At 60.3% G+C, this 24716-nt stretch carries 16 protein-coding genes; 4 read left to right on the top strand and 12 right to left on the bottom strand.

The genetic code is table 11. The features are described 5' to 3' along the window. The first annotated feature begins 21 nt into the window (after positions 1-21). The 3 genes from XMD517_RS00355 (at position 22) to XMD517_RS00345 (ending at position 6540) form a co-directional block, all read left to right on the top strand. Positions 22-2205, top strand: a complete 2184-nt coding sequence (locus XMD517_RS00355) for a dehydrogenase E1 component subunit alpha/beta (protein WP_173485444.1) — start codon at positions 22-24, stop codon at positions 2203-2205. Next, positions 2202-3245 carry an ACP S-malonyltransferase gene (locus XMD517_RS00350; RefSeq protein ID WP_173485443.1) on the top strand — a complete coding sequence of 348 codons (1044 nt, stop codon included), beginning with the start codon at positions 2202-2204 and terminating at the stop codon, positions 3243-3245. Before XMD517_RS00355 ends, XMD517_RS00350 begins: the two co-directional genes overlap by 4 nt. 148 nt (positions 3246-3393) lie before the next feature. Next, positions 3394-6540, top strand: coding sequence for a PAS domain S-box protein (locus XMD517_RS00345; RefSeq protein ID WP_173488222.1), 3147 nt, complete (start codon positions 3394-3396; stop codon positions 6538-6540). Between the two features lie 129 nt (positions 6541-6669). Here XMD517_RS00345 and XMD517_RS00340 read toward each other — a convergent pair whose 3' ends face one another. The 7 genes from XMD517_RS00340 to XMD517_RS00310 all read right to left on the bottom strand — a co-directional run bounded on the left by XMD517_RS00340 (position 6670) and on the right by XMD517_RS00310 (position 14921). Next, positions 6670-7815, bottom strand: coding sequence for an iron-containing alcohol dehydrogenase (locus XMD517_RS00340; RefSeq protein WP_173485441.1), 1146 nt, complete (start codon positions 7813-7815; stop codon positions 6670-6672). A gap of 237 nt (positions 7816-8052) precedes the next feature. Next, entirely contained in the window at positions 8053-9435 is a 1383-nt protein-coding gene (locus tag XMD517_RS00335) for an aldehyde dehydrogenase family protein (RefSeq protein ID WP_173485440.1), read from the bottom strand. A gap of 103 nt (positions 9436-9538) precedes the next feature. After that, positions 9539-10900: a glutamine synthetase family protein gene (locus tag XMD517_RS00330; RefSeq protein ID WP_173485439.1), complete on the bottom strand. Its 1362-nt coding sequence runs from the start codon at positions 10898-10900 to the stop codon at positions 9539-9541. A 58-nt stretch (positions 10901-10958) separates the two neighbouring features. Further along, entirely contained in the window at positions 10959-11993 is a 1035-nt protein-coding gene (locus tag XMD517_RS00325) for a TRAP transporter substrate-binding protein (RefSeq protein ID WP_055188780.1), read from the bottom strand. Positions 11994-12044: 51 nt separating this feature from the next. Beyond that, the gene (locus tag XMD517_RS00320; protein WP_173485438.1) at positions 12045-13547 is read right to left on the bottom strand and encodes a TRAP transporter large permease subunit; all 1503 of its coding nucleotides are present in this window, start codon (positions 13545-13547) and stop codon (positions 12045-12047) included. Continuing rightward, entirely contained in the window at positions 13547-14143 is a 597-nt protein-coding gene (locus tag XMD517_RS00315; RefSeq protein WP_055188776.1) for a TRAP transporter small permease subunit, read from the bottom strand. Before XMD517_RS00315 ends, XMD517_RS00320 begins: the two co-directional genes overlap by 1 nt. After that, positions 14136-14921 carry an N-formylglutamate amidohydrolase gene (locus XMD517_RS00310; protein WP_173485437.1) on the bottom strand — a complete coding sequence of 262 codons (786 nt, stop codon included), beginning with the start codon at positions 14919-14921 and terminating at the stop codon, positions 14136-14138. The genes XMD517_RS00315 and XMD517_RS00310 overlap by 8 nt, the downstream gene beginning before the upstream one ends. A gap of 160 nt (positions 14922-15081) precedes the next feature. Between XMD517_RS00310 and XMD517_RS00305 the strand changes: the two genes are divergently transcribed. Further along, entirely contained in the window at positions 15082-15954 is an 873-nt protein-coding gene (locus XMD517_RS00305; RefSeq protein ID WP_173485436.1) for a MurR/RpiR family transcriptional regulator, read from the top strand. A gap of 64 nt (positions 15955-16018) precedes the next feature. Here the strand turns inward: XMD517_RS00305 and XMD517_RS00300 are convergent, their stop codons facing one another. From XMD517_RS00300 to XMD517_RS00280, 5 genes are all read right to left on the bottom strand, one after another. Next, positions 16019-20080 (bottom strand): PEP/pyruvate-binding domain-containing protein, encoded by a 4062-nt coding sequence (locus XMD517_RS00300; protein ID WP_173485435.1) that lies wholly within the window; start codon positions 20078-20080, stop codon positions 16019-16021. A gap of 418 nt (positions 20081-20498) precedes the next feature. Beyond that, positions 20499-22340, bottom strand: a complete 1842-nt coding sequence (locus tag XMD517_RS00295; protein WP_173485434.1) for a GtrA family protein — start codon at positions 22338-22340, stop codon at positions 20499-20501. Further along, positions 22340-23074 carry a class I SAM-dependent methyltransferase gene (locus XMD517_RS00290; RefSeq protein WP_217360419.1) on the bottom strand — a complete coding sequence of 245 codons (735 nt, stop codon included), beginning with the start codon at positions 23072-23074 and terminating at the stop codon, positions 22340-22342. The genes XMD517_RS00295 and XMD517_RS00290 overlap by 1 nt, the downstream gene beginning before the upstream one ends. Beyond that, positions 23064-23246, bottom strand: coding sequence for a hypothetical protein (locus tag XMD517_RS00285; protein WP_173488221.1), 183 nt, complete (start codon positions 23244-23246; stop codon positions 23064-23066). The genes XMD517_RS00290 and XMD517_RS00285 overlap by 11 nt, the downstream gene beginning before the upstream one ends. Before the next feature lie 115 nt (positions 23247-23361). After that, positions 23362-24713 (bottom strand): IS3 family transposase gene (locus XMD517_RS00280; RefSeq protein ID WP_371734363.1). Its coding sequence is split into 2 segments (ribosomal slippage): positions 23362-24375 and positions 24378-24713, totalling 1350 coding nucleotides; the frame shifts between segments, so codons are not numbered across the junction. Positions 24714-24716 lie beyond the last annotated feature (3 nt).

The following is a 24716-nucleotide window of genomic DNA, read 5'->3' as shown; positions in this document are numbered from 1 at the left end:
GCCCAAGGGCAGGAGGATGCGATGGATCGCGCGGATATCGTTGATCAGGCCTTTCGCAAGGCGGTGGAAACAGGCCGGTTTCCGACCGGGCGCGCAGCGGCAGGCCCCCTGTCTGACACATTGGCCGTTGAGCTGTTTCGCGCGCAGGTTCTGAGCCGCAATCTCGACCGCCGCTCGCGCAGGATGCAGGCCGCAGGTGAAGGCTATTACACGATCGGGTCCAGCGGGCATGAAGGCATGGCCGCCGTGGCCGCGGCACTGCGCCCGGATGACATGGCCTTTCTTCATTACCGCGACGGCGCGTTTCAAACCATGCGATCGGCACAGGTGCCCGGCACCACCCCGGCCTGGGACATGCTCCTGAGTTTTGCCACCTCGTCCGAGGATCCCTGTTCCGGGGGGCGGCACAAGGTGCTGGGGTCAAAGGCGCTGATGATCCCGCCGCAGACCTCAACCATTGCCAGCCACCTGCCCAAGGCGGTGGGGGCAGCCTATTCGATTGGACTGGGCAAGCGGCATGATTGTGAACACAAGGTGCTGGCGGATGACGCGCTGGTGATGTGTTCCTTTGGCGATGCCTCCTCAAACCACTCCACCGCGCAAGGGGCGATCAACACCGCCTGCTGGACCGCGTATCAATCCGTTCCCCTGCCCCTTCTGTTTGTCTGCGAAGACAATGGGATCGGCATTTCCACCCGCACCCCGCGCGGCTGGGTGGGGGCGAATTTCTCGCACAAGCCGGGGCTGAAATACTTCCACGCGGACGGGCTGGATATCTATGACACCTACCGCGTGGCGCTGGAGGCGGCGGACTATGTGCGCACACGCAAGAAACCGGCCTTTCTGCATCTGTCGCTGGTGCGGCTTTACGGCCATGCGGGATCGGATCTGCAGCAGGCTTACCTGAAGAAAGAGGTGTTCGAGGGCTGGGAGGCGGATGATCCGCTTTTGCATTCCGCACGGCTGCTGATCCAAAAGGGCGTGTTGTCGGCTGACGAGGTTCTGGCGATCTATCAGGAAAGCGAGGACCAATGCGCGCGCGTGGCCGAAGAGGTGATCACCCGGCCAAGGCTGAAAACGGCAGAGGGTGTGATGGCGTCCCTGATCCCTCCCCCCCGTATCTGCGCCCCCACCAACGGGCCGGACATGGCAGCGCGAGAGGCAGCTTTTGGAAGTGATTTCAAGGCGCTGGACACGCCGCAGCCGATGAACAAGCTGCTCAACTGGGCGCTAACCGATCTGATGCTGGAGCATGGCGAGATTGTCATGATGGGCGAGGATGTGGGGCGCAAAGGCGGCGTGTATGGCGTCACACAAAAGCTGATCGACCGGTTCGGCCCGGACCGGATGATCGACACGCTTCTGGATGAGCAAAGCATTCTGGGGCTGGCAATCGGCATGGGGCATAACGGGTTCATCCCGATGCCCGAAATTCAGTTCCTCGCCTATCTGCACAATGCCGAAGACCAGCTGCGCGGCGAGGCGGCGACACTGCCGTTTTTCTCAAACGGGCAGTTTACCAACCCGATGGTGCTGCGCATTGCCGGGCTGGGCTATCAAAAGGGCTTCGGCGGGCATTTCCACAATGACAACTCGCTGGCCGTGTTGCGCGATATCCCGGGCATCGTGATCGCCTGCCCATCGCGCGGTGATGAGGCGGCGATGATGATGCGCGAATGCGTGCGGCTGGCGCGGGAAGAGGCCCGCGTGGTGGTGATGGTGGAACCGATTGCGCTTTACCCGATGCGCGATCTTCTCGCCCCCAAGGATGGCGGCTGGATGCGCCCCTACCCCGCACCCGACCGGCGGATCGGGCTGGGGGAAGTGGGGGTCGAAGGCGATGGCCCGCTGGCAATCCTGACCTATGGCAACGGGCGTTACCTCTCAACACAGGCGGCGGCAGATCTGGCCGCAGAAGGGATCGAAACCCGGATCATCGACCTGCGCTGGCTGGCGCCACTCCCCACCGAGGGGATCCTGCAAGCCCTTGAAGGCGCAGAAAAAGTGCTGATCGTGGATGAATGCCGCATCACCGGCAGCCAGTCCGAGGCGTTGATGGCGCTGCTGCATGAGAGGACCAACCTGCCCCATGCCCGCCTCGCGGCTGAGGACAGTTTCATCGCCACCGGACCGGCTTATGCGGCCACCATGCCGTCGCGCGAAACCATCGCTGATGCCGCGCGCAGAATGTGGAGCGGATCATGACACGGAAACAAACCGCCATTGTCGTCGCCCCCGGGCGCGGCACTTATAACCGCGAAGAACTGGGCTATTTTGCGCGCCATCACGCGGACAAATCCGATCTGATGGCCGGGTTTGATGCCTATCGGTTGAGCCAGGGGCAGGAGCCGCTCTCCGCCCTGGATGGGGCAGCACGGTTCTCCGGGACCCGCCATACACGGGGCGACAACGCGTCGGGCCTCATCCATGCCTGTGCCGTTGCGGATTTCCTGTCAATCGACCGCGACAGGATTGATATTCTGGGCGTCACCGGCAATTCGATGGGCTGGTATATCGCGCTGGCCTGTGCGGGAGTACTGGATCAGATCGGCGGGCTGGAAGTGGTCAACACCATGGGCACGCTCATGCACGAACACATGATCGGCGGGCAGCTGATCTATCCGTTTGTGGATGAGACCTGGGCAGAGATCCCCGGTGAACGCGCGAGGATCGAGGCAAAGATGTCCGAGATCGCCGCCCGCCCCGGCCATATCCTGACCCTTTCGATTGATCTGGGAGGCATGCTGGTCCTTGCAGGAAATACCGAAGGGCTGGCAGCGTTCGAGGCCGAAATGCCCGTGACACAGGGGCGTTTTCCCATGCACTTGCCGGGGCATGCGGGCTTTCACACCGCCATGCAGGAACCGGTGGCCGCCGAGGGGCGTGCCCGGCTGGGGCAGGATCTGTTTGCCCGGCCCAACCTGCCGCTGATTGATGGGCGCGGCAAGATCTGGCATCCGCGGGCCACCGATTTGCCCGCCTTGCGCAGCTACACCCTGGGCCATCAGGTGGTTGCCCCCTATGATTTCACCACGGCCCTTCGGGTGGCCGCGCGCGAGTTCATGCCGGATCTGTTCATCCTGCTGGGCCCCGGCACCACATTGGGCGGCGCGGTGGCGCAATCGCTGGTGCGGCAGACCTGGCGCGGATTGCAGGACAAGGCGGATTTCAAGGCGCGGCAGACCGCGGCGCCGGTGGTGCTTTCGATGGGGCAAGCGGATCAGCGCACCCGCGTCTGCGTGTAAACGTGCATTCAGGATCCCTTGCACTTAATTCAACTTAAGGTTAATCGCTAAAGGCTAAATTTCAGAGATATAATGCGAAAGAGTTGACGCAGAGACCAAGCTCCTTTCTACTTGAAGTTGGTTTCTCAACAGTCTTTCAGGCAGGCCTTTGGTAAAATTCGACCCACCGAGTTCCCGGCTGCTCGTGCCGCTTTGCGTCGCGCTGGCAACCTTTGTCACGCTGGCCGCCTTTTACCTGTCGCATCGGGAAACACAAAAGCAGCAGCAACTCGAAGAAACCCGGATCGCCAGCGCCAATTTTGCAGCGCGCCTTCAGACCCATGTGACGGCACGGTTTGACACGGTTGGGCTGCTGGCCCGCCAGTTCCGCGAGCACAGTTCGGTCGACAGTCTCGCTTTCCAGGTTGAGACCGATCTTTACCACCTGATGTTTCAGGAAACACAGGCGCTGAACTGGGTGGACCCGGATGGGATCATCCGCTTTGTCACGCCGCTGGAGGGCAATCACGCCGCGTTGGGGCTTGATCTGCGCTCCTTGCCATTGCCGCGGGCCGCATTGGAAGCTGCACGGGAAAGCGGGCAGCTTCAGGTCACCCCACCCCTTGAACTGGCTCAGGGCGGGCAAGGGGTTGCGGCCTATATCCCGGTTCAGGACAGCGGCGCGGTGATCGGTTTTCTCAATCTGGTCTTTCGCACCACCCCCCTTGTGCAGACCGCCCTTGGAGGGGACGAGGGCGCGGCCTATGCCATTCGCGTCTTTGATGGGGAAACCGAGATCTTTACCTCCTCCGTCCGCCCCGGACAGAACGCACCAGTGGCCACCCGGGATATCCAGTTGGCCAACCGTGTCTGGCAGGTTCACGTCAGCCCATCCGCGTCGATCAGCACAATCCTGACCCAGCGCCAGAATGTTCTGGCCCTTGTTCTGGGGCTGCTGTTGTCAGGGGTGACCGGTTTTCTCAGCCGCTTGGTGATCGAACGCCAATTGTCACTGCGTGAAAGCCAGAACCGGTTTCAGGACTTTGCCATGGCCAGCTCGGACTGGTTTTGGGAACTGGACAGCAACCTGCGCCTGCTCTGGGCATCGGACGGTCTGGCCGGTTTTCTGGATCGATCCCCCGGCGACATTCTCGGGATGGATCCGATCACCCTGCGCGACCCGGCAGATGAGCATCCCAAATGGGACGCACTGATGGAGGATCTGAAACTCCGACGCCCTTTCAAGGATTTCGACTATTATGTCCATGTGGGCGGTGAAACCAAATGGCTCCGGGTTTCGGGTGTTCCGGTGCGCGATGATGCGGGGGAGTTTTACGGCTATCGCGGCGTGGCGACGGATATTACCGAACAGGTTTTCAGTGAAGAAAAAGCCCGCGAGGCTGCTGAGCTTCTGGCCAACAGTGTGGAGGACAGCAACGAGCTGTTCAGCCTGTGGGACAGCAAAGACCGGCTGGTTCTGGCGAACCGGAAATTTCGCGACATGCACAGTGACATCCCGGCCGCCATCACCCCCGGCACCACTTATTCGGACTTTGTGCGGGCAGCGATCAAACAGGGCTACATACCCACCGAAACACAGCATGAGGACAGGTTCCTTGCGGCCCGTCTGGCCACACGTTCACTGCCTGATGCCCCCGCAATCGAGGTGACCCGCAACGACGGAACCATCCTGAATATCCGCGACCAGCATATCGCGGGCGGGGCCATTGTGACCATTGCGCAGGATGTCACCGAACAGCGGCGCTATGAAGACGCCCTGCGCGCCAGCCAGGAACGCTATGCCCTTGCGGTTCAGCAAGTGTCGATCTGGGATTGGGATCTTCTGGAGGACAGGCTTTACACCTCCCCCGGATTTGCCAAAAGCCTTGGCTATTCCCGTGAAGAGTTCGAGGAGATCAAGCAAAACTCCCTTTCATCTTTGCTGCATCCGGATGACCTGGCAGCCTATCGCACCAGATTGGCCGAGCACATAAACGCCCCCGGCCAGATCTTTTCCAACGAACACCGGTTCCGCACAAGGGCAGGTGCCTATCGCTGGTTCATGGCGCGCGGCCAGGCGGTTGCCGATGACACCGGGCGGGCGGTGCGATCAACCGGTGTTCTGACCGATATTACCGAACGGATCGAGCTTGAGGAAGAGCTGCACCAGTCGCGCAAGATGGATGCGATTGGCCAGTTGACCGGCGGTGTGGCCCATGACTTCAACAACCTTCTGACCGTGATCATGGGCAATGCCGAATTGATCGGCGAGCAAAGCCCTGCCCCCGCGGTGGCCCCGCTGGTTGAGGCCACAATCCGCGCCGCAAGCCGGGGGGCCGAGCTGACCCAGCGCCTGCTGGCCTTTTCCATGCGCCAGCCCCTGCGCCCCAAACGGGTGGACCTGCCCGCACTGCTTGGCGGGCTGCCGGGGCTGCTCACGCCGACGCTTGGCGCCACCATTGACCTTCACCTGCCCACAAATGACGAGGCATGGCCTGCCTTTGCCGACCCCGGACAGATCGAAAACGCGGTGCTGAACCTTGTGCTCAATGCGCGGGACGCGATGCCGGACGGGGGCAAATTGACGATCGACTGTTTCAATCGCCATTTTGACGCCCCCCCGGACGAGAAAGAGCTGACATTGGAGCCCGGTGATTACGTGGTGATCCGGGTCACGGATACCGGCACAGGCATGTCGCAAGAGGTGATGAAACATGCCTGCGAGCCGTTTTTCACCACCAAGGGGGTTGGCAAGGGCAGCGGGCTGGGCCTGTCGATGGTCATGGGTTTTGCCCAACAATCCGGCGGTCAGGTGGTAATTTCCAGCCGGGAAGGACACGGCAGCATAATTGACCTCTACCTGCCGCGCGCCCCGCACTCCCCGGACACTGCCGCTCAATCGCGTCCGGTCCCCCCATGCCGGCCCAGCGGTCGCGGGGAGCATATCCTGCTGATCGAAGACGATCCCGCACTGCGCCACCTCACCGAACAGATGCTGCACAAGCTGGGATATGCTGTGACACCGGCAGAACATGCCCAAGCCGCGCGCCAACAGCTGGCACGCGATCCCGGAATTGACCTGATCCTCTCGGACGTCGTGCTGCCCGGCGGCACCAGCGGCCCGGCCTTTGTGGCAGAGGTTCTGGGACATCGACCGGATATGAAGGTGATTTACATGTCCGGCTATCCCGCGAGCATCTTGGAAAAAGAAGGGCACGGGGCGACAAAAGAGATCCTGCTGCAAAAACCTTTCAAGATTTCCAACCTTGCCAAGGCATTGCAAAGCAAATTGCAACAGGACATGCGCGCTGTCTGAGCCTTTTGCCCCTCAAAGGTTCCGACTTTGACCTGCGGCAGGGCAAGGTCGAAACGCTGTAACAGGCATCCTTATCGTGGACGTTTCGGGACAAACATATGTTTCAAGCCTGTCCCGAAACGCTTTGGATCAGATCACCGCGTCAAACAGGCTGCGCAGGTTTTCGCGGGTCAGTTCGACGGGGTTGCCGCCGCAGCTCGGATCTTTGATGGCGCCTTCCACCAGCGCATCCATCTGGTCCGTGCTCACGCCCATCTCGGACAGTTTGCGCGGGATTTCGAAACTGTCGTTGAACGCCTGAACAAAGCTCTGGAAGCCCTTGAAGCCGCCAGCGACCCCCAGATACCCCGCCACCCGGTCGAAACGATCCGCGATCTCGGCCGCATTGAATTCAAGAACCGCAGGCATACAGACCGCATTCGTGGTGCCGTGATGGGTGTTGAAAATCGCGCCAACCGGATGGGACAGCGCATGGATCGCACCCAGCCCTTTCTGAAACGCCGTCGCCCCCATCGCCGCGGCGGACATCATATGTGCCCGGGCTTCAAGGTCGGTGCCATCTGCATACGCGCGCGGCAGATAGTCGATCACCAGACGCATCCCCTCAATCGCGATGCCCTGCGACATCGGGTGATAATGCGGGGACGAGAACGCCTCGACGCAATGGGCAAACGCATCCAGACCAGTGCCCGCCGTGATGAATTTCGGCATGCCCATGGTCAGTTCGGGATCCGCGATCACCACGCTGGGCAGAACTTTCGGGTGGAAGATGATTTTTTTCTCATGGGTGACCGAGTTGGTGATGATCGACGCACGCCCCACTTCCGACCCGGTTCCCGCCGTGGTTGGCACCGCGATGATCGGGGCAATCGCATCCGCATCCGCCCGCGTCCACCAATCGCCAATGTCCTCGAAATCCCAGATCGGGCGGGTCTGGCCCGCGTAAAACGCCACCATCTTGCCCAGATCCAGACCCGAGCCACCGCCAAAGGCAATCACCCCGTCATGATCGCCCGCCTTATAGGCCTCAACGCCTGCATGCAGGTTGATCTCGGACGGGTTCGGGTCCACATCGCTGAACATGCCGCGCCCCAGGCCAGCGGCCTCCATGATATCCAGCGTCGCCTGGGTGATCGGCAGATCGGCAAGCCCCTTATCCGTGACCAGAAGCGGGCGCTTGATCCCCGCCTGCGCACAGGCCTCAGGCAGTTCCCGGATCCGGCCTGCGCCGAATTTCACCGCGGTCGGATAGGACCAGTTTCCAACGAGTTGCATCTTCATATCCTCATAATTGAAGCGTTTCGAGATTGGGTTGCGTAACAGCATGAACTCAAAACGCACGAAACACCGAAATGGCGTGGGCGTTCCCGCGTATTATTGTGCCCCAACAACAAGCAGAAACGCTTTGGATGCCCGCCCCACCGGGCGAGAGTTGCCTCCGCCCCGACAGGGGCCAATATAAGCCTGCCCCCCCATGGGGAATGTCAGGAAAAGGGGGGCAGGCTGTCCCCCTTAGGCGGTCACCTTCTTCAGGTGATAGCTTTTCGGGCGAGTCAGATTGTGAAAACCGATCACGGACAGGCCGCCACCGCGCCCGGTGTTCTTGCAGCCAGTCCAGCACAGGCCGGGATCAAGATAATCGGCCCGGTTCATGAAGACGGTGCCGGTCTCGATCCGGTCGCCCACGGCGGCGGCGCGGTCCAGATCACGGGTCCAGAGGCTTGCGGTCAGACCAAATTCACTGTCATTCATGAGCGCGATCGCCTCGTCATCGCTTGAAACCTTCATGATGCCCACCACAGGACCAAAGCTCTCGTCGCGCATCACCCGCATGTCATGGGTCACATTGGTCAGGATCTGCGGGGTCAGATACGCGCCCCCGTCATCCTCGGCGAAGGTCTCGATATGGGCCACGGCCCCCTCGGCCAGCGCCTCGGAAATCTGCGCACGCACCTCATCGGCAAAGCGCACATTGGCCATCGGTCCCATCGTGGTTTCCGGGTCGAGCGGGTTGCCCAGCTTATAGCCTTTCACGATCTCAACCGCCTTGGCGACAAAATCGTCATACAGGCTCTCATGCACATAGATCCGTTCGATCCCGCAGCAGCACTGGCCCGCATTGAACATCGCACCGTCAATCAGCGTCTCCACCGCCGCGTCCAGATCGGCGTCCTCCATGACATAGCCCGGATCCTTGCCACCCAGCTCGGTGCCAACCCCGGTGAACGTGCCCGCCGCCGCACGCTCCATCGCCTGACCGCCGCCCACGGACCCGGTGAAATTCACAAAGTCAAACGCGTTGCCCGCGATCAGATCATTGGTCACATCATGTGAGAGGAAGACGTTCTGGAACACATCCTCGGGAAGGCCCGCCGCATGGAAGGCCGCCGCCATGCGCTCGCCCACCAGCAAGGTCTGGGTGGCATGTTTCAGCACAACCGTATTGCCGGCAATCAGCGCCGGCGCCACCGTGTTGATGGCTGTCATGTAAGGATAGTTCCAGGGGGCCACCACAAACACCACCCCATGCGGCACGCGCTTGATATAGCGCTTGAACGTCTCGTCCTCGCCCACTGCGATATCGGCCAGAGCCTCTGCCGCAATCGACGCCATGTGACCGGCACGTTCGTTAAAGCCACCGAACTCACCGCCATAGCGGACCGGACGCCCCATCATATGGGCAAGCTCTGGCACGATCTCGTCATTCATCGCACCAACCGCGGCAACACCTGCCATCACAAGCTCCGCGCGCTCAGCCAAGGGCCGTGCAGCCCAGGCGGCCTGGGCTGCGCGCGCGCGCGCCGTCGCCGCAAAAGCCGCGTCCCGCGACAACACCTCGCGCTCGGCAAACACCGATCCATCAATCGGCGAGATACATTTCAACACCTGACCCATGCCAGCTCTCCATTCTCAGAAACAACTCCCCTTATTTTCTGGACATAAATATCCTGGGGGGAGCCGAAGGCGGGGGGCAAAGCCCCCTATTTACATCAGAGCATCACGCCCGTTCGAACCCGCGCGCCACCTCGTAATCGGTCACGACACGTTCAAAATCCTCGATCTCGACCTCAGCGGCACGCACATAGTGATCCACTGCCTCATCGCCCATCGCAGCGCGCAGCATCGCAGAGCCATGCAGCGCATCGCGGGCCGCACGCAGGTTGCCCGGGATCATGCCCGTCTCCCCCTGATAGACATCGCCCACCGTGGGGGCCTGCAATTCAAGTCCTTCCTCGATCCCCGCAATGCCCGCAGCCAGCATCCCCGCCATCGCCAGATAGGGGTTCATGTCGGATCCCGGAATGCGGCATTCCACACGGATTGCCTTGGTGCCATCGCCACACAGGCGATAGCCCGCGGTGCGGTTGTCCACCGACCAGATGATCCGGGTCGGCGCGAAGGTTCCCTTCATGAACCTCTTGTAGCTGTTGATGTAAGGCGCCATGAAATAGGTGTAATCCGGGGCGTATTTCAAAAGACCGGCCATATAGCTTTTCATCAGTGCCGACATGCCAAGGCTGTCATCCGGATCAAAGAACACCGGCTCGCCATCTTTCCAAAGCGACTGATGCACATGGGACGAGCTGCCCACCTTGTCGTGATGCCATTTCGGCAGGAAGGTCACCGCATGACCCTGCTGCCAGGCGATCTCCTTGATCGCATGTTTGGCAATCGTGTGATATTCCGCCGTGTCCATCGCCGAGGCATATTTGATGTTCAGCTCTTCCTGCCCGGTCTCCGCCTCGCCTTTCGAGTTTTCAATCGGCAGGCCCGCATTCCACAGGTGGTTGCGGATCGGCCGCATCACGTGCTCTTCCTTGGTGGTCTGCAGGATGTGATAGTCCTGATTATACCCGGAGATCGGCGCCAGATCGCGGAAACCTTCCTTGCGGATCTCGTCAAAGCTCTTTTCGAACAGGAAAAACTCCAGCTCGGTCGCCATTTTCGCGTCAAAGCCCATGGCCTCGATGCGGCGCACCTGGCGTTTCAGCATCGCGCGCGGGCTGTGCGGCACCTCCTCATGGGTGTGGTGATCCAGAATATCGCAAAGCACCATCACCGTGCCGTCCAGCCACGGCACCGGCCGCAGGGTCGACAGGTCCGGCTTCATCACGTAATCGCCATATCCCCGCTCCCACGAGGTCGAGGCATAGCCATCCGGCGTCGCCATCTCAAGATCTGTTGCCAGAAGATAGTTGCAGCAATGGGTTTCCTCATAGGCGCCCGCAACAAAATGACCCGCATGAAACCGCTTGCCCATCAGGCGCCCCTGCATGTCCGCAAAACACACAAGCACCGTGTCAACCGCACCGGAAGACACCTGCGATTTCAGGTCGTCAAAGCTCAGATTACCGGACATCATGCCCATCCTTTGTCTGTGGTTGCCCCGGCGCGCTCACGCCGGGGCGTATGAGTGATCAGCCGTAACGATAGGGTCGGCCTGCCTTCTGCATATCGGCATTATAGCGTTTGAAGATGTCAACCACTTTGGCCTTGGTCGGGCTTTCCGAGGCGATCTCGTCCCAGAATTTCACCGCCGCATCTTCGACCTGTGCCCATTCCGCATCCGGGATCGAGGTCAGCTGCATCTTGGTGCCATTCACCCGCAGGCTGGCCTCACCCCCCCAATACCACCACTGGCGATAGTAATGCGACTGGTCACAGCAGACCCGGAACAGGGTTTGCAGATCTTCCGGCAACTCGTTCCAGCGGCCCTGATTGGCAAAGAAACTGCCGGCCCAGGCACCCGAGATATTGTTGGTCAGGAAGTAGTTGGTCACATCAGCCCAGCCCACGGTGTAATCTTCGGTGATGCCCGACCAGGCGATCCCATCCAGTTCGCCGGTCTGCATGGCGACCTCGATATCTTCCCAGGGCAGCGTCACCGGCACCACACCGAACTGCGCCAGGAACCGGCCCGCAGTCGGGAAGGTAAACACCCGTTTGCCCTTCAGGTCCGCAAGCGAATGGATCGGGTCCTTGGTGGCGAAATGGCACGGATCCCAGGCCCCGGCCGAGATATGCTTCACCCCGACCTTGGAATATTCCTCGTCCCAGATCTCATTCAGACCATATTGGTTAAACAGCACCGGCACGTCGAGCGAGTAGCGCGAGGCGAACGGGAAATACCCCCCGAAAACAGTTACTTCGGTGGGCGAGGCCATGCTGTCATCATCCGATTGCACCGCGTCGATCGTGCCGCGCTGCATGGCACGGAACAGCTCTCCGGTGGGGACCAGCTGATCGGCGTAATAAAGCTCGATCTGCATCCGGTCGCCGGCAATCTTGTTGAACTTGTCAATGGCGGGTTTCACCACATGTTCGGCCAGCGCCGCACCGGCATAGGTCTGCATCCGCCACTTGATGGTGGATTGGGCAATGGCAGGGGCGGCCAGCGGGGCGGCCAGCGCCCCCACCCCGGCAGTGGTCAAAAACTTGCGTCTCGTAGTCATGTTTCAGTCTCCTTGTGGTTCAATCGGCCCCGTAGCGCGGGGCTCTTGTGGTTATTTCCCGTAAACGGTTTCCGGCAGCCAAAGGGCGATCTGCGGGAAAATCATGATCAGCGCGAGGGCCAGCACCATCACCAGTGCAAACGGGATGATCGAGACATAGATGTCCTTCAACCCGATCTCGGGCGGGGCCATCGCCCGCATCAAAAAAAGGTTATAGCCAAAGGGCGGTGTCATATAGGCGATCTGGGTGGTGATCGTGTAAAGCACCCCATACCAGATCAGATCAAAGCCCAGCGCGCCCACCAGCGGCACGTAAAGCGGCGCCACGATGACCAGCATCGCGGTGTCATCCAGAAAGGTGCCCATGAGGATGAAGCTCAGCTGCATCAGGATCAGGATCATCCAGGGGCTGAGGCCCAGACGTTCGGTGAACAGATCCTCGATCGCCTTCACCGCGCCCAACCCGTCGAAAATCGCCCCAAAGGCCAGCGCCGCCAGAATGATCCACATGAACATGCAGGAAATACCCAGCGTCGAACGCACCGAGGTTTCAAAAACAGCGCGCGTCATCCGCCCCTTCAGGACCGCCGCAAAGAACGCAGCCATCGCCCCGATGGCCGAACTTTCCACCAAAGAGGTCCAGCCATTCACAAAGGGCACCATCATCGTGGCAAATATCGCCAGCGGCAGCACGCCGGAAAACAGCAGCCGGTATTTCTCTTTCATATAGATGTCTTTGTGAAAGCCCGGCAGGGTGCGGGTCACAAAGGCCAGCGCCGCCAGACCAAGGGCCAGGCCAAGCGCGGGCTTGGCGTCGATCATACCGCTCATCCCCAGCAGCGGCACCAGCACCAGCCCGCCCAGAACAATGTAATTCAGGCGCAGCGGATGGGTGGTGATCTGGTCATATTCCGCCAGATCCTCCGGCGCCATGGCCGGGCCGAGATGCGGCTGCATCCGGGCGCGCAGATAGATATAGACGACAAACATCGTGGCCATCATCAGGCCGGGGATCACACCCGCCAGCCACAACTGCCCCACCGGCTGGCGGGCAATCATTGCGTAAAGCACCAGCACCACCGAGGGCGGCACCAGAATGCCCAGGCTGGACCCCGCCTGAATGGTGCCCGTCACAAGGATCTTGTCATAGCCGCGCCGCAACAGCTCGGGCAGCGCAATGGTCGCCCCGATTGCCATCCCCGCCACCGACAGGCCGTTCATGGCGGAAATCAGCACCATAAGCCCAACCGTGCCAATGGCCAGCCCGCCTTTCACCGGCCCCATCCAGACATGGAACATCCGGTAAAGATCATCGGCGATTTTCGACTCCGACAGCACATAGCCCATGAAGATGAACATCGGTAGCGTCAGCAGCGGATACCATTTCATCAGCTTCATCGCGGCCGAAAACGGGATCTCGACCCCGCCGGTGCCCCACAGGAACATCCCAGCAATGGCCCCGACAAAGCCGATGGCCCCGAACACCCGTTGCCCGGTCAGCAGCATGACCATCATGCCCGCAAACATCACGGTGGCGATCATTTCATAAGACATTACAGCTCAACCCCACGCAGGCGTCCGATATCGCGGAACAGTTCGGCAAGACATTGCAAGAGCATCAGGAAGACGCCGAAGCAAAGGATGAATTTCACCGGCCACAGATAGGGCCGCCAGGCAGTGGAGCTGCGCTCCAGATAGCCCATTTTCTCGCCCGCCGCAGCGGGGCCTTCGGTCAGGGCGGTGGTGAACAGATCCCAAAAGAAGGTGACCGGCTCCAACCCGAAATAGCCCAGGCTATAGGCGGTGGAACTGATCGCCCCGTAAAGCAGGATCCCCAGATAGGTGATCAGGAACAGAACGGTGAACGCATCCACCATGGCCTTGGTGCGCGGCGACCAGCTTGCGTAAAACAGATCCATCCGCACATTGGACTGCATCTGGATCGAATATGGCCCGCCCAGAACGTAATAGGCGACCATCACAAACTGCGCGGTTTCCAATGTCCAGAGCGACGGGTTGAAAAAGGTCTTGGAGACAGAGGACCACAGCAGCACCCCCACCAGCGCAAAGATCAGATACATGGCAATGCGACCGATAAAGCGGTTCATCGCATCTATCCCGCGCACATAGGCCCGAATGGCATTAGGCATCGTCGCCCCCTTCCGGTTCAAGTGCTGCCAGCGCCGGGCGCAGCAGGGTCAGGATTTCTTCCGCCATGGCCACCTCATCCGCAGACGTCGCAACCAGGTCATTGCGCAGCTCAATCATGACATTGGCCAGCCCATGCGACAGCCCGTGCTGCTTCAGCGAATGGGTGACCCCGTCCGCCGGACCATAGGGTTCATTGCGGGCAATGCGCCGGTGCGGCAATGCGCAAGACCGGGCCAGCATGGCATCTGCCAACCGGCTGTCCGCATCATGCAGAATGCCAATCTCAACCGCGCGCGGCGCCCCGTGATAGACCGGCGTGAAACTGTGGATCGTGACAAGGACGGTCTGTTGCCCCCGTGCCTTGCGCGCCGTGATCAGCTCGCTCACCGTGTCACAAAAGGGCACATAGATCTGATCCGCGCGCGCGCGCCTCTCCTGCAAGGACAGCCCCCGATTGCCGGGCACCTCGATCAATTCGGATTTTTCGGGCATGGCGGACGGCGCTTCGGGCGGGCGATTGCAGTCATAGACCAGCCGCGACACCCGGCTGGCGACCATCGGCGCGTCCAAAGCCTGCGACAGGTAAAGCGACACGGCGCGGGCGCCGGGATCCCATGCCGCATGGCTCAGACGATCCTCATCCCGCAGGCCAAGCCCCTCATATTGCGCTGGAATTTGGCTGGACGCATGTTCACACAGCAACAGCACGGCGCCCGCGCCATCACGGTTCACAACCTCAACCGCCTCCTCTCGCGTCAGACCTGAGCCTTCCGGCATCGCAGACCTCCCTAAACCTGCTAATTTTGGAAAAATCTTTTCATGAAGAGATTTTTGTGTCAATAATTTTTCACGTCCGTAATTTAACAGACACGGCGCACCCTTTTCTTTCAAGGCCCAAACGCCTAAGAAACATGCGTGTCGAACAGTGGAGGAGCCGTTGACCAAGCCACCAGCCACGGTCCGTGACCTGATCCGCGAGCACTATCCCACCCTGACCCAGTCAGAGCGGAAGTTTGCGAATCTCTTGATTGAAAACTACCCGGCGGCGGGGCTTGCTTCGATCACCATCGTCGCTGAAAACGCCAATGTCTCGACCCCCACCGTGGCGCGCATGGTGCAGAAACTCGGCTTCAAGGGGTATCCGCAGTTTCACCGCGCATTGCTGTCAGAGCTGGAGGCCAAAGTGTCCGGCCCGACCAAGCGGCGTGACAACTGGGCCAGCGACGCGCCCGAGGGGCATATGCTGCACCGGTTCTCGCTTGCGGTGACCGACAACCTGCAACAGACCTTTTCCAATCTCGACCCGGCCCAGTTTGATGCGGCGGTCCGGCAGCTCGCCAATACCGAAGGGCGGCTTTATGTGGTGGGCGGGCGGATCACCCGCGCGCTGGCGGATTATGCCTTTACCCATTTTCAGGCGATCCGGCAGCGGGTGACCCACATGACCTCCTCCTCTGCCACATGGCCGCATTACGTGCTGGACATGGTCGAAGGGGACACGCTGCTGATGTTTGACGTGCGGCGATACGAGACCAACCTGCAACGGCTGGCTGAGCTGGCCTCGGAACGGGGGGTGAAGGTCATCCTGGTAACGGATCAATGGGCCAGCCCGATCGCCACCGTGGCCGATCACATGTTCAATTGCTGGGTGGAAATCCCGTCCGCGTGGGATTCGAATATCTCGACCATGATGTTGCTGGAAGCGATGATCGCCGCGACGCAGGAAGAAAGCTGGGACAAGACGAAGGAACGGTTTGACCGGCTGGATGAGCTGTTTGACATGACCCGGTTGTTTCGCAAATTTTCCTGACCGCTTTGGGGCAGAGGTCCTCCCCTGCCCCGCACACCAGCCTGCGCCAGTTTCCGCTCCTGCCTCATGCGCTGCGTGACAGCACCACAGGGGCCTCTTCGGGCAGCACAATCGACCCATCTGTTCCGACCGTCACCTGCATCCCCTGTTGCAACCCATCAAGCCCGGAACAGCCGACACACATAAGGATGTCCTTTTCGCGGGCAACAATGGCCATGTGGCTCAACCAGCCGCCAATCTCGCTCAGAACGGCCCCTGCGCGGGTGACATAGGGCAGCCATGACGGGCTGACCATGCGGCAGACGATAATGTCACCATCCTGAAACCCCGAGAACAGATCGGCGCTGGAGCCGCCATCCTCGCCCACCACAAAAACCCGACCTGTTGCGCTGGCACTGCCCGACACGCAGGTGCCGCCAAGCGCGCCGGCCTCTGCCGCCCCATGAAGGGGCGTCGCCGCAGACATCAGCTCGCAGTCACGCAGGGTCAGCGCATGTTGCTTGGGTGCTTTTTTCAGCAGGCGTTTGCCGCGTTTCATACGCCATTTGGCGCGGGCTTTGTAAATCGACGGGTCGGTCAGCGCGAGCCGCGGCAGCTCTTCCATCTTCAGCTGGAAGATCAGCTCCCCCAGATCGGTCTTTTCCGACAGGGCAAGAATGGCCCGGCGCAGCTCGGCAACAACCCGAAGCGCCTCATGCTTCGCCAGTTCCTTCAGATCCTGCATCGCAATGGCCAGATCCACCGGATCCTGCGGCGCGCCCTGTGGCAGTTCATCGTGGTCAGCAGGCTGCGACACCGCCCCGTCCAGCATCGGCCAGAGCAGCTCTGGATTTTCCGCATAACGCGGCAGGCTGAGTTCATAATCCACATCCGCCCGGTGCCCCATCATCGCCAGCAGAGTGCGCCGTCTGGCCTTTTTGCCCTTCAGGCGCGCGCATTGGTCGATCATGCTGACCGGTGCGGACTGCAAAACCGGATGCATGAGCCGGGCTTGTGCCTCGGGGTCCTGCCCGGCCTGCTCGGCGGCCTCCCCCTGGGTGAAGCCTGCCAGAATATTGACCTTTTCCGCCTCGACATAGATCCCCTGCACCAGCATGTTGCGCAGGGTCTCAATCGCATTCACGATCTGCGTCTCGGTCAGGGCGCGATAGTCAACCGCCTGCCAGAAGGCCAGATCCTCATGCAGGGCGGGCATGGTTTTCTCACGGAACTCTGTCAGCATGGCCCGCGCCTGACGACGCAATTGCCGCGGTTTGCTGCCGGTCAGGCGCAGGGCCATCTGCTCTTTCAACGCGCAATTCACATAGGTGCGGCCAAAGAAATTGACCAGGTGGCCGGGGCGCCCTTCGGGCAGGTTATAACCCACCCCCAGCTGGCGACATGCCATGTCCAGACTGCCCCCGGCGGCCCAGAGCTGCCCCATGAGCGAGAAGGACAGCGGGGTTGGGCGGGGCAGGACTTCGGACATTTCATCCTGCTCCAGCACCACACGATCCGCCTCACTGCCCGCAACCATTTTGAAGATCCGCCGCCATTCCGCCGTGCGCGCCTGTTCGGAGGCGCCACCGGCCCCAAGCGTTGTGATGTCGCGGCTTTGCACAATCTGGAACGCGCCCCCGGCATAGGCCCATTCAATGTCCTGCGGGCAGCCGAAAATCTTTTCGATCTTGCGGCCAAGCGCCAGCAGCGGTGCAAGGTCGATCGGCGCGGCTTCATCCGAGGTGGGCAATTGCGTGTAGCGGCCAAAGCGCAGGCTTTGCGGCGTGGCCCGGCCCGACACGAGATCATCGCCGCAGCCCGCCACCAGCTCAACCATACTCAGCCCCGGTGCGGTCGGATCCTGCGTGAACAGAACCCCGGCATAATCAGCCCGCACCATATGCTGGATCAGGATATTGCCGTCATGGCCCTCGGGGTCCTGCCCCGCCTTGCCCATGTCATAGCTGCCCACCCGCGCCGCGGTGAACGAGGCGATCACGGTGTCAAGCGCCTGCGCCATGTCATCGGGGCGCACATCCAGCACGCTGTCAAAGACACCGGCGAAACTCTGCTCGACCCCGTCTTCGCTGGACGCCGAACTGCGCACGGCGCAGGGGGCCTGGCCCAGTAGGGCCGAAATGCGCGCGGCAAAGGCCTGTTTCCGCTCTGCAGTCAGCTTGGCAAAGGCAAGGATCCCCTCGTTGCGCAGCACAACCCCATTCGGCACCGGCACGCCTGCATTTTTCAAAACCGACAGGCGATAGGCCTTGTTTCCGCTGCCTTCAAGCCGGTCGGTATCGGCAAGCGGGATAACCCGATCCGCCTGCCCCGGCCCGGCCCAGCGGCGCAGCCTGCCCTTGATCCCAGCCCATGACCGGGCCAGCGCCCCGGTGACATAGGCCCGTTGGATCAGGAGCAGCACAAGGCTGGTGCAGAGATAGACATTGCCTGCCGCGCTGAGCTGGAACACCAGTGCAAACATGGCCGGCGCCCCCAGCGCCCAATAAAGGACCGCCTGCCGTCTGGTCTTGGCCACCGCCCAGTGCAGATAGGTTCCCGCGAGCAGGGCAAACAGCAGGGGCAAAAGATAGGTCCCGTCCGGCGCCCCCAGCTGGGCCACCCACAAGAAAGGCGTCTCGACTGTCTTGGCCGCCTGTTCGGTGGCACTCAGCCCCAGCATCATCACCGGCAGGAACAGCAGGGCCATCAGGTTGCGCATCGGCGTCAACCCCTTGTCGGCATTGAACTGCTGGATGGCGCGCGCACGACGGGTCGGGTCATCGCGCAGACTGTCCTTGAGGGATTTCAGCTCTGCCGCGTGGCGCGCCGACACGATCTGATCCCGTTCGGATTTCAGGGCTATCGGCAATACCATCAGGCGCGACAGCAGCGACAGGCCCACCAGCCCCAGCACGAAATGCGCGTGGTCTGCGACCCAGCTCAGCCCGGTGGCCAGAAGGGTCACGGCGCGTTGCCAGAGTGTCACCTGCTGTTCGGCCAGCCACTCCTGCACATGCGGTTTCGGCTGCGGGGCGACAAAATACTCCCAAGGGGTGGTGTAGCGGCCCAGGAACTCGATCCCTGCCTCACTCATTTCCAGCCCCAGCACCTGCGACATGAAACAGCTGCGCCGGTCATAACAGGCGGCAATGGTCGGTTTGTCCTGCAATTGGGCAATGCGGGACTTGAGCTCATCCGTAGGCAGGGCGCGCACCGGGATATTGATGGCACCGGGCAGATGGCCCGTGGCAAAATCACCGGGATAGCGGGTATCCACAATTTGCAGGTTTCCATCCGCCTTCAGCGTTTCGAAATCTTCGGTGCTAAGCAGCACATCCTTGCCCGGATAGTCAGGGATCGCGCGCAGGTCAGACAGGGTTTCCACCGCCTTGTCGCTATAGCCGCGCCCCTCGACGATCCACTTTTCGATCCCGCCTGCGATAAAGCGGCAGTCGATCCCGCGGGCTGCCAGTTCGGCGCAGGTTTCACTGCTGCGATTGCCATTGTGGCAAAACAGGACCACCTGCTTGCCCTCCAGTGGGATATCGGATTTCAGGAAATCGGGAAACCGCACATGCTGCGCGCCCGGCAGGGTGCCCATCCGGCGTTCGGCGGTTTCACGGATATCGAAAAACAGCGTGTCGCTCTGCCCATTGGACGGGTCCAACAGGCGCTGCGCATCTGCAGTGCTGATTGCCAGCGGGTTGTCCGTCTGTTTGGAAAAGCTTGTTTCCTTCAGGTTCTCGTCCTGAATGCTTGTCCCATCAAACTGGGCCGGACGGGTCAGCGTGGCCTGCAGGCGCGCAAGTTCACGCGCTTCGTTTGAACGATATTGCCACAGGTTGAGCGCGCCCAGCGCCAGCGCAGACAGAACCAGGAAAGCCACCAGCCGGGTCGGGAAACGGCCCCCTTTCCCCCCAGCGCGGGGGGCAATTCCAAACCGGCGGGCAATCAGCGCCGCCGTGCCGGTGACCGCCGCAAATCCAACCGCAAACACCTGCGAAAGAGAGGAAACGGACCCGATCACCAGTTCCGGTGACGGGATCGCCATGGCCTGCCCCGGGATCAGGATCCCCACCGAGACGAGCGGTATGGCCAGCCCGAACAGGGGCAAATAAGTCGATCTGCTTGGCTTTTTGGCTTGCATGGTCCGTTCCTCACTCACGCCCAGTTCCCCCTGCTGCTTTAATATTGATTCAATTAATAGATGTTTCTGATGGTTAAGAAATCCTTAATTAAACAATTGGTTAACGCGCATTTCTCAGAAAATGCCAACACAAAGACGTTACTCAGGGTTGTGGCGCCCATTGTGCGGCCCCCTATTTTCCAGACACAGGGCCGGAAAAAAGCCCCCCGCAAACAGGGGCGCCCCGCGGGAGGCCCCGTAGGAGGGAGTACGTAAATCAGGTTGGAGAAACGCCGAAGAAAAGCGCGTATATGTGAGGCAGGGAAACACAGCGATCAGAGCAGCCCCACGGAGGAACAGCCGCTCAAATGAGGTTGTAAAAACACTCAGAGATCCGGGTTGGGAAACTGCGGCGGCGCGGGCCGAGGCGCCTTGCGCGTCACTTCAATCGCCAGATATCAAACCGATCCGACACCGCCTCAAGCCTGTACCCCGTCATGATCTGGTCAAACGCCGGGTTGGTCGCAAAAAACGCCATCCAGTCAAAATGCGGCGTGTCGAAATAACCAGAATTCTTGTCCACGATCAGGGCGTCGGGTCGAAATGCCATCAGATCATCAATGACGTCATCCCGGGTTTGGACAAGGATCTCCTGCAATGCGGCGCAGGCCTCCCACTCGATTGAGCAATCCGTCTTTTCCAGCTTATTCACAGCGCCAGGCACCTGCCAGATGGTGGAATAACTGCTGGCCCATTGAGCTTTCGCCAGATGTGCGGTGACCGGCCCGAAAGAAACAAAAGAGGTCAACACATTGACACTTTTCGCACCGGTGATCCATTCCGCCAGCGCCACTGCGGTCGGGTTGGCATATTTTCCGCGCAAAAGGTTTGTTTGAACCAGAATTACCAGAACAATTACGACGATCCCCAACGGAAACCGGCGCATTCCGGGATCAACGATGAACCACGAAAACCCCAGCATCAAGAACCCAACAAAAGGGATCATTTGATATCTGAACCCGGTCCACTGCAACAGATAGCTCGACAGTCCGGCCAGGGTCACGACAAGCAAAATCATCGGAGCAGATGAGGTTTTGTTGCCAATTCTCGCAGCGGCGAAGCCTATCAATCCGACCAGTGCAACTATCAGCACGCGACCTATGACAACCCCGGACCCCGCGCTGACAGAATCATATGTATAACGGGCGTGGGGAACAATCTTTGAAAAATAGGCCGGATGCACCAGTGCAACGAAAAGGACGTAGAGCACCCCAATCACGAACATAACCCGGTTGGAGGGTGAGAAAATGCATCGCCAGTCCCGATCACGGAGAAGTGCCACCAGGGTCACCAAAATGGGCAAGACAAGGAAATGTGGCTTCAGGCAAATGCCCAGCGCCGCCAAAGCTGAAAGAAAGTATATCCTTGCACTGCTATCTGGCTCTTTGGGGGGCAGAAGCGCCAGCACCCACGGCGTGACAAGCACTAAAAACAGGTGATCACGCTGGATGAGATTTCCATAAGCTGGCACGATCAGAGCCACGGCTACAAGCAGCTGAAACACAATACGCCGGGGCAGTGTAAGGGTTTGTTTTGCGCCAATCACCCACCAGCTCACGAGCAGAACCAGCGTGTACACCCAAGCAAACACGACGTATTGAGCACTTTCCGGCAACAGGCCGCTGGCCTGCGACAGCCAAATGGCTGGCACTGTGTAATAGAAGTTCAGCGGCGGGTTGATCTCGACCAAATCGGTAAACAAGGCCTCCCCGTCAAGCCAGCGCTCCGTTGCAAACAGATACCAGATCACGTCATGGCTCAGCAGATCCCCCCAAAACAGCCACAGCACCGCCCCACCACATAGGGCAGAAATGAGACCCCCAATCCACATATCCTGCCCGCGGTGTGTTTTTTGCACAAAGACCCAGCCCGCAAGCAGCAGATAGGTCAGCACCGGCACCGTAACCGCCACCAGTGCCATGGCCTGCCAGAACGGCCGCCCCAGCTGGTCATAGGTAATCCAGGTCAGGGCCGTGCTCAGGATCAGGCCAGATCCGGCGGCAATGACGAAACGGGGGAAATGGAACTGGTGGTCCAGCTCGGTGCGGAAGGTCAGACGGGCATGGCCGAAATAGGAAATCAGGACCGCCGCGCTGAACCCGCCGAAATTCGATAAGATCCCGGAAAGCGTGGTGAGGTTGGCCAGCAGCAACGCGGTCAGAAAATGGGTGGCCGTGCTCGCGCCCCCAACCAGCACAAAGGGAACCAGCCGGGACCGCATCACGCCCCCTCGCGCCTTAAAACAGCGCCGAGCGACAGGTCAACCGGCATCGGCAGGCGGCCGACCAGGTGGCGTTCCGTGGCGAACACCGCCTGAAGGGCGCGGTTCAGCATTGGACCGGGCAGCGCATCATCCGGCGCATCGCTTCCTGTCAACGCCTTTGCCCCCCGCAACCCGAGGGCCACGGGAAACAGCAATGAGTTGAAATAGAACTGAAATTCGACCTTCAACCCGGCCTGCTGCGCAACGGATAACAGGGTCGATTTCGTGTAGCGGCGAAAATGATGATGGGCCTCGTCATGGCGGGACCACAGCGCCTGGAACGCGGGCACGGTGAGGAAGATCGCGCCCTTTTGCGACAGCCTTCCGGCCAGCGCCTCAAGCGCGGCGCGATCGAGTTCGATATGTTCCAGCACATCGAAAAGCGCAATCACATCATAATGTTTGTCCCCAAAGGGGATCTCATTGGGCAGGGCCCCGAAGGGGATGGTCAGCCCGGACGAGGCCTGCGCCATATTGCGCGCAAATTCGTCATATTCGAACGCATCCAGCGCCCCGAACCCCTGCAGCAACGACAGGTTCCCGCCGGTTCCACAGCCAGCTTCAAGGATCTGCGCCTCAGGTCCGGGGCGGATATGCCGCTCCAGCACGGTTGCTATGATTTTCCGGCGCGCAACAAACCACCAATGCTCCGCCTCGATCTCCTGCATCCGCAGGTAAACATCACGATCCACGCCCGGCCCCTTCCGTGTCGTCGACAACCGAACGCACCACGTAAAGCGGGCGACGGCGCACTTCCTCGTAGATGCGCCCGACATATTCCCCGATAATTCCGAGGATGAACATGTTCATGCCGCCGAAACTCAGGATCAGGATCAGGGTCGAGGCATAGCCGGGGGTATCCACCCCGTAGATCAGCGTGCGCAGCAGGATGAAGGCGGAATAGGCTGTCCGTCGTCAGATAATTTGGGACAGCTGAGCGCGTTTCGTTTTGGAGGCTCTGGCTCATCCTTGATTGAGTTTATGCGTTTTCAGTTTGGTGGCGCAAGCGCCGGGTGAGCATGGTTTTTCGTTTGATCTCCTCTCGCTGTTTCAGGATCTGCTTATCGCGCCCGAAGTAGACATCGGCGGGGGTCAGGTTGCCCAGGCTCTCGTGATAGCGCTGGTTGTTGTAGAACTCGACGAATGCGTCGATCTGCCGTTCGAGGTCACCGGGCAAGAAGTAATGCTCCAGCAGAACGCGGTTCTTCATGGTCTGATGCCATCGCTCGATTTTGCCCTGAGTCTGGGGGTGGTAAGGTGCGCCGCGGACATGCGTCATGCCCTTGTGTTCGATATAGTCCGCCAGATCTCCTGCAATGTAAGATGAGCCGTTATCACTGAGCAGCCTGGGCTTGGCGACCACGGTTGCACTGTCACAGCCGGAGGCTGCAAGTGCCAGGTCGAGTGTGGCGGTCACGTCCTCAGCTTTCATCGTCGCACAAAGCTTCCAGGCGATGATGTAACGGCTGTAGTCGTCCAGGATCGTGCTGAGATAGAACCAGCCCCACCCCAGAACCTTGAGGTAGGTGAAGTCGGTCTGCCAGAGTTCGTTGGGACGCGTCGTCTTATCCTTGAACTCATTGGCGGCCTTCATCACGATGTGCGCCGGTGCCGTGATCAGATCCTCCGCCTTCAGGATACGGTAAACCGATGATTCAGAGACAAAATACTGCTTCTCATCGGTATATTTCACCGCCAGCTCCCGGGGCGTCAGATCCTCATGCTCGAGCGCGAACTCGATAATGTCCGCCCGGGTCTCATCCGGAAGGCGGTTCCACACAGACCCAGGATGGGGTGCCGTATCGTCAAGCGCGTCAAGCCCACCTTCGGTCCAGCGGTCATACCAACGATAATAGGTTGTGGTGGGTATGCCGAGCATCGCCAGCGTCTGACGGGCAGGCAGATGCGAAGCTTCGACAGTGCGGATGATCTCCAGCTTTTCCGTTGCGGGATACCTCATACCTCGTACTCCCCATCCCCGATCATGCTTTTTTTGAGCAGACGGTTTTCCAGGGTCAGTTCAGCAACGACCTCCTTGAGCGCCGCTGATTCTGAGCGCAGTTCATTGACCTCAGGCGAGGTCGCCTGGCGCGCGGTATCACCGGCCAGACGCTGCTTGCCCGCTTCTAGGAATTCCTTCGACCATGTGTAATACAGGCTCTCGCTGATGCCTTCCCGGCGACACAGCGCGGCAATGCTTTCCTCGCCGCGCAGACCCGCCAACACAATCCTGATCTTCTCTTCGGCTGAATACTGTTTGCGCGTCTTGCGGCGGATGCCTTTGACCAGCTTGTCAGCCGCGTCCTTCGATGTTCCGGATTTCTTGTTCATCTT

The organism is Aliiroseovarius sp. xm-d-517 (assembly GCF_013283135.1).
GTDB lineage: Bacteria > Pseudomonadota > Alphaproteobacteria > Rhodobacterales > Rhodobacteraceae > Aliiroseovarius > Aliiroseovarius crassostreae.
This window is presented reverse-complemented; position numbering and strand designations above follow the sequence as displayed.

What these genes read in the sequence shown, in the direction of transcription:
- XMD517_RS00315 (WP_055188776.1), bottom strand. Translation starts at nt 14,143, where the DNA reads ATGCCTAATGCCATTCGGGCCTATGTGCGCGGGATAGATGCGATGAAC.
- XMD517_RS00320 (WP_173485438.1), bottom strand. Translation starts at nt 13,547, where the DNA reads ATGTCTTATGAAATGATCGCCACCGTGATGTTTGCGGGCATGATGGTC.
- XMD517_RS00325 (WP_055188780.1), bottom strand. Translation starts at nt 11,993, where the DNA reads ATGACTACGAGACGCAAGTTTTTGACCACTGCCGGGGTGGGGGCGCTG.
- XMD517_RS00295 (WP_173485434.1), bottom strand. Translation starts at nt 22,340, where the DNA reads ATGCGGTCCCGGCTGGTTCCCTTTGTGCTGGTTGGGGGCGCGAGCACG.
- XMD517_RS00355 (WP_173485444.1), top strand. Translation starts at nt 22, where the DNA reads ATGGATCGCGCGGATATCGTTGATCAGGCCTTTCGCAAGGCGGTGGAA.
- XMD517_RS00330 (WP_173485439.1), bottom strand. Translation starts at nt 10,900, where the DNA reads ATGTCCGGTAATCTGAGCTTTGACGACCTGAAATCGCAGGTGTCTTCC.
- XMD517_RS00300 (WP_173485435.1), bottom strand. Translation starts at nt 20,080, where the DNA reads ATGCAAGCCAAAAAGCCAAGCAGATCGACTTATTTGCCCCTGTTCGGG.
- XMD517_RS00340 (WP_173485441.1), bottom strand. Translation starts at nt 7,815, where the DNA reads ATGCAACTCGTTGGAAACTGGTCCTATCCGACCGCGGTGAAATTCGGC.
- XMD517_RS00350 (WP_173485443.1), top strand. Translation starts at nt 2,202, where the DNA reads ATGACACGGAAACAAACCGCCATTGTCGTCGCCCCCGGGCGCGGCACT.
- XMD517_RS00310 (WP_173485437.1), bottom strand. Translation starts at nt 14,921, where the DNA reads ATGCCGGAAGGCTCAGGTCTGACGCGAGAGGAGGCGGTTGAGGTTGTG.
- XMD517_RS00335 (WP_173485440.1), bottom strand. Translation starts at nt 9,435, where the DNA reads ATGGGTCAGGTGTTGAAATGTATCTCGCCGATTGATGGATCGGTGTTT.